Below are 10,161 nucleotides of genomic sequence, written 5' to 3' on the forward strand. Positions count from 1 at the left end.
TTTTTGAAATGGATTATGTCATTGGGGTCGATTGCGGGGGTACCAATACCACTGCCATCGCTTATCAATTATCCGGTCAGCCGATTAAAACAGTCGTAACCGGACCGGCCAACTTAATGGTCGACGATTTACGAGCACTGAATAATGTCCGCAATGCCGTTCAAAACTTACTAGCTAAAATTGACGGCACCTGCCAGGCCGTAACTGTTGGCATTGCCGGCTTGCGCGCCTATCCGTTTGTTGAACGTTTTCGTCAACAAATCAATGTCCCCGTACCACAAGTTAACTTAATGAACGATGCACAATTGGCGCAAATCGCTAAATTACACGGACAAGCTGGCTTAGTCACCATCGCGGGAACTGGCTCAGTAGTCATTGGGACTAACGGCAAACGGCAATTCAGTGCGGGCGGCTGGGGCCACTTGTTGGGCGACGAAGGCAGTGGTTATCAACTGAGTCGCCTCGCTGTACAACAACTCACGGCTGAGACCGATGCCGGTACGCTGTCGCCATTCAGTAAAGATTTATTGACCCATTTAAAGTTAAACTCCGTCTTTGAACTCATCGACCATTTTTATCAATGGGACAAAGGCCACGTGGCGAAGTTAGCCCCGTTTGTTTTGGATCAAGCTGCCAAGGGTGACCCGCATGCCAATACTATGGTTGAGACGGCCACCACTGGCTTAGCCGCAACCATCCTACAAGCGCGGCGTAAAGGTCGCTGGACCGCAACTGATACCGTCAATTTAGCCTTTACTGGTTCGGTTTTAGAAAAGAATACGTTCTACCGCGAACATTTAATCCAAGCACTCGCAAAATCCGGGTTACCATTCAATTACTTACCCGTTACCCCAGAAATCAGTAATGCGATTGCGGCTGTCTATGCCTATCAAGCGTAAAAAATAATCTCACTAGTCATCAGACCAGTGAGATTATTTTTTATCTTTACTAATTAGTCAAAATAATCTGAAGAAAGCTTTTCAAGACGGCGGATCAAGCCCTGCACGCCTTGATCAAAACTAGCAAGGTCAATCTGAATAGGAGCGCAGACTGCGGCAACTGCCGCCCAATCTATATGACCATCTTTCACTAAGCTGGTTTGTAATTGTGACACTTGTTCGGCGGTGACTTGTGCTAAATGCTCACGCCCCCAAGTGCCAATCAACCCATTCACGGCCAATTGTTGACTCAAGCTAGCCTGCCACGTTGTCGGTGTCAGTGGCTTGATTACGCTTAACCGGTCTTCTAACGGTACCGCGGGGACTTCTTTAAGTAAGAAATCCTGCCAGCTACTGAATTGTTGATTCAAAATCGCATAGTATTGCCATGGCACTTGATACCCTGATAGTTGTAAAGTCTGCTTGGTTAACGCCGTAACATCCCAGATCTGCCCATTTTCAGGCGCAGTCGCTAGATCCAGCCAATTGCCGAAGAACTGCTGCATCGTCTTTTGGACGACCACGCGTTGTCGTTTAGCCTGTGTTAAATGATAGCGAACCAATAGGAAAGCTTTGATTTTTAACGGATCAATCGCCCGCGCTTCATGTTGGGCATGATGTTGTTTAAACTGCCGCACTATTTTCTTACGACTGGACTTGGCATAATGTCCCTGTTTGACCATCGTTAGGCCACCTCATTTCTGCACATTAATGTTACTTAGTTTACCGCATTTCAAGGGAAAATAAAAAGTGCTCACCCATTTGGATGAACACTTTTGAACTACGCTTCCGTATCTGCTCGTTGATGATACTTGCGGAAATAAATAATCGTCATAATCGCTAAGAAAACGACCCCCACTAAAATCGAGTAACGCGTTTCTGGATTAATAAACATAAAAATCAACGTTAACGCTAAAAAGGCTAAGGTGGCATAGTTTGAATATGGTGACAGTGGCATCTTGAACGGATGATCGGCCATTTTATCGGCATTCTGACGCCGAAATTCAATCTGGCTGATCAAAATCACGATCCACGGCACCATTCCTGGCAATACACTGGAACTGTAAACCATCACGAAAATCTCACTCGCATCCTTAAAGAACATCGGTAACACCACGTTCAAGATAATCCCGATCAAGATCCCCGCTGAAATCGAAATCACGGCGTAAAACGGCACGCCATGACGATTCAAAAGCGTCATCTTATGCGGTAATTGATGATTTTCAGCCAATGTATACGTCATCCGACTAGCGCTATAGATCCCGGAATTGGCTCCGGAAAGCGACGCAGTAATCACCACAAAATTGATAATTGACGCAGCCGCGGTAATCCCAATCTTGGCAAACGTTTGGACGAACGGTGACCCAATCTGATTTAACTGATCCCAAGGGTAGATACTGACGATGACAAAGATTGCCCCGACATAAAAGATTAAAATCCGCGCAACCGTTGAACGGATCGCTTTAACTAACGTACTCTGCGGATTTTCCGCTTCACCGGCAGTGACCCCAATCAGCTCAATCCCTTGATAGGATGCCAACACGATCGACAAGGCGAAGACAAACCCTTTGACCCCGCCGGTAAAGAAACCGTGGCGCCATAGATTACTAATCCCGATGGCGTGACCATGGTTCCCAAAACCGAATAAAATCAAGCCTAAGCCGACAATAATCATCAAAATAATCGTCACCACTTTAATCAGGGAGAACCAAGTCTCTAATGTCCCGAACATCTTGACCGAGATCAGATTCGCCACACATAAGAAGATAATGGCAATTAATCCTGGTACCCAGTCCGGCAGATTCGGCCACCAAAACCGACAATAGCCACCCAGCGCAATCATTTCACTCATCCCCACGACCACGAATTGGAAGACGTTACTCCAAGCCGTTAGATAGCCAAAAACCGGATGAATGTACTCAGAAGCGAACTTGGCAAACGACCCCGTATTGGGATCAACGTATAGCATTTCACCCAGGGCTCGCATGATCAAGTAAAGAAACGCTCCCGAAACCAGATATGCGATCAACACTGACGGCCCCGTCCACTTAATGGTGGAACCAGCCCCCATAAAGAGACCGACCCCAATCGTGCCGCCCAGTGCAATCATTTGCATCTGGCCCGTACTTAATTTTCTCTGCATAACTTTCTCTCTTTTCATTTGTAAAGAACAAGTTGCGATAATCAACAACACATAGCTTCCATCTTAACTAAAATTTTGCTGATACGCAACTTGACTAATTAACGACGAGGCGGTCAGAATCCAGTCCTCATCCGCATTCAGCGTTCTTAGTAAAATTTAATCAACCAACGTCGACCATCGCTTTCGGTTATACTAAAGGTATCCTAAAACGAAAGTCGTGATGACATGGCAAATTACATCCAAGAAATCCGCGCCCTCGTCGGCCATAAACCATTGATTTTAAATACTGCGGCTGGTATTCTGCTTAACGACCAGCATCAAGTGCTCCTGAACTTGCGTACGGACACCCATAATTGGAGTCTTCCGGGTGGCTATCTCGAATATGGCGAGACTTACGCCCAAGCTTGTGTTCGCGAATACGAAGAAGATAGCGGCTTAAAAGTCGACATCGTGGCACCGATTCAAATCTTTGACCGCGGTGAGACCACCTATCCGAACGGCGATGTTACCCAGACCATTAGCATGCTCTACTTAGTCCGAGCAGTCGGCGGCCAGTTATTAGGGGCAGCCACTGATGAAACTTTGCAATTAGACTACTTTGACTTTGATCAATTACCCCCATTGATGAACCAGCAGACCGCTGATATGTTAACGGCGGCGCAAAAGTTTACGACAAATTAAAAAAATCGCGTTCCCATTTAACTGCTGGGAACGCGATTTTTTTAGACTTCTGGTTTCAAACGCCGCCGAATCCGACTTAACGAGACTGGGGTAATCCCTAGATATGATGCCACTAATTGTAGCGGTACCCGCTCCAAAATATCTGGCTCATCAGCCTGCAGCTTTTGGTAGCGTTCAACGGGCGACAATGCCAATTGATCTAAAAAGACGTTGCGATAACTAATAAATCGCTCGCAGATAAAACGCGTAATGGCCGGCTCAATCGTTGGATATTGCTGCTGAAGCTGAGTGAAGGCTGATTTCGATAGTGCCAAAATAGTGGTCGGCTCAAAGCTTTCAATCGAAAAACGACTCGGTTGGTCGAGGTAGAAACTTTCAAAAGAAGACACCAGTTGATTCTCAAAGAAGAATTGCAAGGTAATCTCCTGACGTTCACTGTTATGCCATAACCGCAACGCCCCACTCGTCACAATGTAAATCTCCGTGGCGACTTGTCCCTCACTTAGTAGCGTCGTCCCCGCTGGCACTTGCTGCGGCACAAACAACGACTTTAATTGAGGCCAATGCGCCTTTAATTCAGGAAATTGCTGACCAAGATATGCTGGTAGTTCCATCGAAATTCCTCCCACTTAACAATTGTTAAGGCACTCGTCATGACTAGTCGCTATACTAACGACATTAATTAAAAAAACGAGGTCTTACTTATGAAAACTGTTATTATTTTTGATCATCCCTATACGGCCACTGCTGGCAATAATGTGCCCCATCACCGGTCATTTCTAGCTGCCTTACTGCAATCAGTCTTAGCGCAACTTCGCGCGGAAAACAATCAAATTGATCTGATTGACTTACATGCAGATGGCTTTAATCCAGTCATGTCTGCGGCCGATTTAACTAATTGGCGCCGGGGTCGCACCATTGATCCGCAAGTCGCGGATTATCAGCAGCGTTTATTAGCGGCCGACCGAATCATCTTCATGTTCCCAGTTTGGTGGGAAGTCATGCCCGCGATGACGAAGGGCTTTTTAGACAAAGTCTATGCCAAAGACCAGCTCTACCGGGCTGACAACATGCAAACCAAACTCGTCAAGCAACCTAAGATCGAGATCATCACCACGATGAGTACCCCTAATTGGGCTTATCGTTTAATCTTTGGCGCTCCGCTCGCCAAATTGTTATTCCGTGGGACCTTTTTAAAAACCCGTTTATGGCACTTCAAGTGGCATAATTTCGCGCAAGTCGAGAAAAAGTCCCCCGCCAAGCGCGCACAACTACTCAACCAATTTAAGCTTTAAGTGACAAGGCGGCTGGAAAATTTCCAGTCGCCTTAATATTATGGTTTCCGTAACCCAGATGTTCCTAATTTAACTTGACCGTCCAGTCCATAAAATTGGCCTTTTTTGGACTGCCATAATGCGGGTTTCACGAACCGATACAGTTTCGAATTCCAACTAGTCCAATCACTATTCAATAGACCGCCTGTATCCGCTGAATTATTATTCAAGCACCAATACGTAAAGTTCAACTTGTGTGTCTTGATCAACTTACGTTCGGCTTTCATCCACTTCAAGTTAGAGCCACTGAGATAACCGCCCCATTCACCAAGATATAAGGGAGCCTTTTTATTAGCATGGATATAATACCAATTCGGCCGCCAATAGCTCTTCATTAGTGAATTATACGTAAAGTTACCTTGAACCCAGCTACTACCTGGCGCCACACTCGGACCGTAATCATGAATTGAATAGACCAATTGGCGCTTCTTCAACTTAACCGGATATTTCGCAACGCCCCGTAAGTTAGCTCCCCATAACGCATAGTTATATTGGGCCGACTTCTTATACCCGGTCGCCCACTTTTTTGGTGTCACTTGCACCCCTTCGACAAAAACGAGGGCATGCGGGTTAGCTTTCAGAACTTTATTCCCAGCTTTCGCAGCGATATAACGCCAATTATTAGCTGCTTTGGAACCGTCCCACTTGGCGTAACTGCTGTCAGTCACCATCCCATGGGGTTCATTCTTCAAGTCGTAGCCAATAATCGTATCGTTTTTCTTATACCGTTTGGCTAACCAACTCAACGCTGCATAGTAATCCTTGGTCGTATAGCGCCCTGCTTTCCACAGCGGTGCATTTTGACCTTGCGGATCACTCTTGGCACTATGAATGTCCACAATCACCTTTAACCCGTCTTTTTGGCAATCAGCTAAAAACCGACTCCAGATTTGCAAGCTATTCTTGCCTTTTAAAGCAGCGTTCGTACTGAGATTAATATTAGCTTGCGGATACTTCTTCTGCGACCAAGCTTTTAAGAGTTGGACCGAAAACGGCACTCGAATCGTGTTAAAGCCATGGTTAGCCACTGACTTGACGGTCTTATCCAAGTTAGCCGTCCAGACACCGTCAAATGTATTCGTGCCGGTATTATAGCCGAACCAATTAACCCCGCTAATTCGAACGGTCTTGCCCCGGGCATCGACAATCCGATTACCCTTAGTATGTAACCAGTCTGACTTCGGCCGACTTGCTGCTTGCGCAGATAAGCCGCTCATCGCCAGTCCAGCAATTAATGTGAGTCCCAATGCTCGCCATTTCATTTACAACCACCCCGTTCTTAAAATTCAATCCCCCACTGTTACTTGCCGCTCCGGTTAGGCCGGATTTGACGCTGGAACGTGGGGCCACGTTTGCGAGCCAAAGAACGGTCTCGCAAGCCGGGCTTTCACTAGACCGAAAAAAACGGCCAAGTAAAATTTCACCACTGAGCGTCATCCAGCCCAACCTGCGCTAAACTAAACTCAAAATTTTTATGCCAATACTACGCATACTTTAATGCACAGCTAAAAACAATCATCTAACAAACCTCAATCCTGCCAACGATTCATAAAGATTTGTAACCAATCTGGTTCATCCGGTGCCAAGACCCGTTGCGGATGTTCCGGCTGATCAATAATTGCTAACGCTGAAATCTCTTTCACTGGTACTTCTTGAACTTCGACCGCTTCAAAATTATAAAAAGCTAACATTGCTGTGGCTTGTGGATCGTTTTTATTCAAGTAGTCACTGAATAATTGAAACGGATAGATCGGCTGATTCACGATCCCCAGTGTGGGCAGATGAAACCGCATACTGGCAATTTCGTGATATAACGTCGCATGAATCAAGGCTTGTAATAGAGCTTGATCCACGCCATCCGCACTCCCTGCGGCTAGATGCACATAGCGTTGATAACCGGCTAAGCTATGATAGACCTCATCGCCTAAAGTCGTCCGCAACTTTTCAATCGTAAAGGGCGTCACACTCGGTTCCAATTCTAATCCTAATTGTTGATTAGGTAGGCCGGACACCAATAAAGCAGCTAATTCAGCTTGGTTGAATGTCGCTTGTTGATGATGCGCCGTCCGTGCAACATACGGCAGACGAGCGGCTTTTTCAGGATACGCCAACGCTAAATTCAATGCAATCTGTGCATGCGGATCGCCATACGAAACCCAGCTCACCACAAATCCCAGCGCTTGATGGTCAGCCACCTTACCAACGCGATAAATCGCTTGGGCCTGAGTGCGGTCACTCGGCAGATTATCGTTATCCCCCGTCATCGTCTTCGTACTAATCCCGACAACGTAAAAACTATCCGGATTCGTTAAAATCACCGCCTGGTCAGTGGGATTATTCCAAGCATCGACCACGTCGGCCGCACCATTAGGAGCACAAGTCACCAATTGTTGATCTTGAACGGCTGACCAGTTAGGCGTAATAAAGTAGCGCTTCGTTACAAAACAGCTATCATCCGGTGTGAACCAAGGGTTTAGCGCCGTCACTTGATACGTAATTGGCCGACCGTTACTTTTGACCGTTAAATGACCTAATGGCGTCATCAGTAAATCACTAGGCACCGCCGCTAGACTTGGCGCAGTCGTCTTAGCAAGCTGCTGTCTGACTCGTAGCGCTGGCACGCCGGCTTGGGCAGCGACACTTTCAAATAAGATTATTGTGACTTGCTGATGTTCGACGGACACCGTTTCAACAACACCGTATAACAAGTGACCCTGATCCATTAAGATCGCATAAACATCATTTAGACTTCGTGGTAAATACCCCAACTTCGCATGCTGTTGCGTCCATACCGACACAGCTTTCGCATCATGTGAATTATTACCCTCGCGTTGCAGTAAGACGCACGCGCCAATCGGTAACTGTGCCAAAGTCGTTTTAATCTGCGGGGCATAGTGACAACCGGCTAAGGCAATGGCATTCAACCGAACATCGGCCCCTGCGACCCCAACCACCCCATCGGCACTCACGATTTGCGTAATCGCCGTCACGGCAATCATTAGCACCGGTTGAGCTGGAACTGCTGTGGCCTGAACCAAAACTTGTTGTTGATGATCAACTAACGCTAAAATGCGATAGGTTTGCTGATTCTGCGCTTTAACGAGCATTCCGACTTGCAGTTCCATGATAAAAGCCCCCTCTGACTGTTAAATTCATTATAGCTTACTTCGGCAACTAGGTGAAAGCCTTATCATGAGTGCCGAGTAAATCTGATTCAAACCATAATTAGCCGGTTACACGACAAAGCACTGTCCAAGACCAGTTAATCTCAACTAGGCTTAGACAGTGCTTTTAAAGCTTAATTTAACTGACGGGCATGACCACGATTTAAACGGTTTTCGTAATACCGTAATAAACGCGTCAAGATCCAACAGATAACAAAATAGATAACCATGGCAATTCCAATCGGTGCCACACCACGATACGTATCCGCTTGAACAATTCCCAATTGATAGATCAATTCGGTAACCCCGATAATCGACACCATGGAGGTATCTTTAATTAAGTTAATGAACTGATTCCCCAATGATGGCCAGATGATTTTCAACGTCTGTGGTAAGACCACATAACGCATCGTTGCCCCTTTGGATAGGCCTAAACTTTCCGCGGCTTCCGTCTGACCAGCGTCGACAGCTTGAATCCCACCGCGAATAATTTCACTCAAGTAGGCCCCACTATTTAAGACAATCGCAATCATCCCAGCAACTAATGCCGAGACATCGACAATCATCCCAATGCCAAAGTAGACAAACATGATTTGGACCATTAACGGTGTACCGCGGACAAACTCAACGTAACCGGTCGCTAACCAGCGTAACGGCCGCACCGCGTTGAACCGTAGCAGCGCTAACAACATCCCTAACAGACTCCCACCAATAATCCCGACAATGGCGATCAATAGCGTGTACTCAACGCCTTTAGCGAAATAGTCACGATAATGCCACATCGACGTATCCGCCGTATTGACCTTCAAGTATTTCCCCGCCGTTTTCAAATAACGTTTCTGAATCCAATGATGGGCTTTGATCTTAGTCAGCGACTGATTAATCGCCACTTTTAAACTCGTTGAGCCTTTTTTAAGTGCAATCGCGTTACCCGCTTGCGCACTACTCGTCTTAAAATGACCATCGATCGCCATTAAGCTCGGATCATTCTTCGCGTATGCCGTTGCCGAAGCGGTCCCCTTGACTACCGCCGCAACTTTATGCGTCTTTAGTGCCAAGATCAAGTTGGCCGCACTACTCATCCCAGTCAACTTCGAGGCAGGCATCTGCTGCTTAATCAAGTTATATTGTAGTGTTCCGGTTTCAGCGGCGACCTTTTGACCAGCCAATGACTTTTTTGTCTGATACTTGGCCTGATCCGTTCGATTGATGAGAATGGCTTCACCTTCCGTATAGTAAATATTAGTGAAGTCCACATTTTTTCGCCGGGCCGGGGTCGGGCTCATCCCGGATAAAATCATATCGACTTTACCCGTCGTTAGTGCCGGTAATAATGAATCAAACGACAGCTTTTTAACGACTAGCTTAACGCCAAGATCCTTGGCAATTCGCTTACCGATCTCGACGTCCATCCCGACGATTTTCGACTTGCCATGCTCATTAATCTGAAATTCATACGGTGGATAGTTCGGTGACGTCCCCATCACCAAAGTACCCTTCGCTTTCACTTGCGCTAATGACTGGTCACTTGCCGCTTGGGCGTTACCACCCAAACTCAAAATAACTAAACAACTTAATAACGCTAACCACCAGAATTGCCCCAACTTGCTTAACTTCATTCAACCGTTCCTCCGTCACAAAAGTAAACTCAGTATAGGCTTAAATGAGTATTAATACAATATAATTCATTAAAAATACATTTTTATACATTAATTAGCTGAATAAATGTATAAAAGACACGTTTGGTGCTAGTTGGTTTAAATTGCCACTCTGGTTGGGCCAAAATCGGCTGGAACGTGGTGGCCGCGTTTATGAGCCACAAAACGGTCTCATAAGCCGGGCTTTGACTAACTCGAGAAAATCACTCGACTAAGTCAAACGACACCACTGAGCCAATTCTG

General features: G+C 46.2%; 9 protein-coding genes. 3 read left to right on the top strand and 6 right to left on the bottom strand.

Features of this window, described 5'->3' with window-relative positions; genetic code table 11:
* Window positions 1-8 precede the first annotated feature (8 nt).
* Window positions 9-899 (top strand): BadF/BadG/BcrA/BcrD ATPase family protein, encoded by an 891-nt coding sequence (locus tag FFM77_RS04415; RefSeq protein WP_137634541.1) that lies wholly within the window; start codon window positions 9-11, stop codon window positions 897-899.
* A gap of 53 nt (window positions 900-952) precedes the next feature.
* Here the strand turns inward: FFM77_RS04415 and FFM77_RS04420 are convergent, their stop codons facing one another.
* Window positions 953-1,621, bottom strand: a complete 669-nt coding sequence (locus tag FFM77_RS04420) for a hypothetical protein (protein WP_137634542.1) — start codon at window positions 1,619-1,621, stop codon at window positions 953-955.
* A gap of 98 nt (window positions 1,622-1,719) precedes the next feature.
* Entirely contained in the window at window positions 1,720-3,081 is a 1,362-nt protein-coding gene (locus tag FFM77_RS04425; protein WP_137634543.1) for an amino acid permease, read from the bottom strand.
* Between the two features lie 225 nt (window positions 3,082-3,306).
* On the opposite strand from FFM77_RS04425, the gene FFM77_RS04430 reads away from it, so the two are divergent.
* Entirely contained in the window at window positions 3,307-3,762 is a 456-nt protein-coding gene (locus FFM77_RS04430; protein ID WP_137634544.1) for an NUDIX hydrolase, read from the top strand.
* Between the two features lie 41 nt (window positions 3,763-3,803).
* On the opposite strand, the gene FFM77_RS04435 is transcribed toward FFM77_RS04430, so the two are convergent.
* A complete protein-coding gene (locus tag FFM77_RS04435; RefSeq protein ID WP_137634545.1) occupies window positions 3,804-4,376 on the bottom strand; it encodes a Crp/Fnr family transcriptional regulator in 573 nt (190 codons plus the stop codon).
* A gap of 90 nt (window positions 4,377-4,466) precedes the next feature.
* Here FFM77_RS04435 and FFM77_RS04440 point away from each other — a divergent pair, with 90 nt between their 5' ends.
* Window positions 4,467-5,057 (top strand): NAD(P)H-dependent oxidoreductase, encoded by a 591-nt coding sequence (locus FFM77_RS04440; protein WP_137634546.1) that lies wholly within the window; start codon window positions 4,467-4,469, stop codon window positions 5,055-5,057.
* Between the two features lie 38 nt (window positions 5,058-5,095).
* Here the strand turns inward: FFM77_RS04440 and FFM77_RS04445 are convergent, their stop codons facing one another.
* From FFM77_RS04445 to FFM77_RS04455, 3 genes are all read right to left on the bottom strand, one after another.
* Complete coding sequence (locus FFM77_RS04445) at window positions 5,096-6,358, bottom strand: glycoside hydrolase family 5 protein (protein ID WP_137634547.1); 1,263 nt, start codon at window positions 6,356-6,358, stop codon at window positions 5,096-5,098.
* Between the two features lie 267 nt (window positions 6,359-6,625).
* Window positions 6,626-8,221: an HIRAN domain-containing protein gene (locus FFM77_RS04450; protein WP_137634548.1), complete on the bottom strand. Its 1,596-nt coding sequence runs from the start codon at window positions 8,219-8,221 to the stop codon at window positions 6,626-6,628.
* Between the two features lie 173 nt (window positions 8,222-8,394).
* Window positions 8,395-9,879, bottom strand: a complete 1,485-nt coding sequence (locus tag FFM77_RS04455; protein WP_137634549.1) for an ABC transporter substrate-binding protein/permease — start codon at window positions 9,877-9,879, stop codon at window positions 8,395-8,397.
* Window positions 9,880-10,161: the final 282 nt, after the last annotated feature.

The sequence above is a fragment of the Lactiplantibacillus songbeiensis genome (assembly GCF_005405125.1).
Taxonomy (GTDB): domain Bacteria; phylum Bacillota; class Bacilli; order Lactobacillales; family Lactobacillaceae; genus Lactiplantibacillus; species Lactiplantibacillus songbeiensis.